This is a genomic window from Saccharothrix sp. ST-888, assembly GCF_000955975.1.
GTDB lineage: Bacteria > Actinomycetota > Actinomycetes > Streptomycetales > Streptomycetaceae > Kitasatospora.
Window position 1 is genome coordinate 1 of sequence record NZ_JYJF01000982.1, and the last position, 302, is coordinate 302.

Below are 302 nucleotides of genomic sequence, written 5' to 3' on the forward strand. Positions count from 1 at the left end.
GGGCAGCGGGTGCGCAAGAGCGACCCGGTGAAGGTGACGCTCTCCAAGGGCCCGCAGCGGATCACCGTTCACGCACTGGCCGGGAAGCCGCTGGAGCAGGCCCGCAAGGCCCTGACCGACGCCGGGCTGGCGCCGGGGACGACCCCCGAGACGTACAGCGACTCCGCGCCGCAGGGCCCGGTGAGCAGCGCCAGGCCGGCTGGGGGCCAGCAGGTGGCGGTGAACCGACCGGTCGCGATGGTGGGCAGCAAGGCCATGACGCGTGTGCCGGACGCGGGCGGCATGACCAAGGACGGGGCGGC

At 74.8% G+C, this 302-nt stretch carries 1 protein-coding gene; it reads left to right on the forward strand.

The annotated features are described in order from the left end of the window. Positions 1–302 (forward strand): PASTA domain-containing protein (locus UK12_RS35260; RefSeq protein ID WP_045307306.1); only part of this gene is annotated, 302 nt, incomplete at both ends.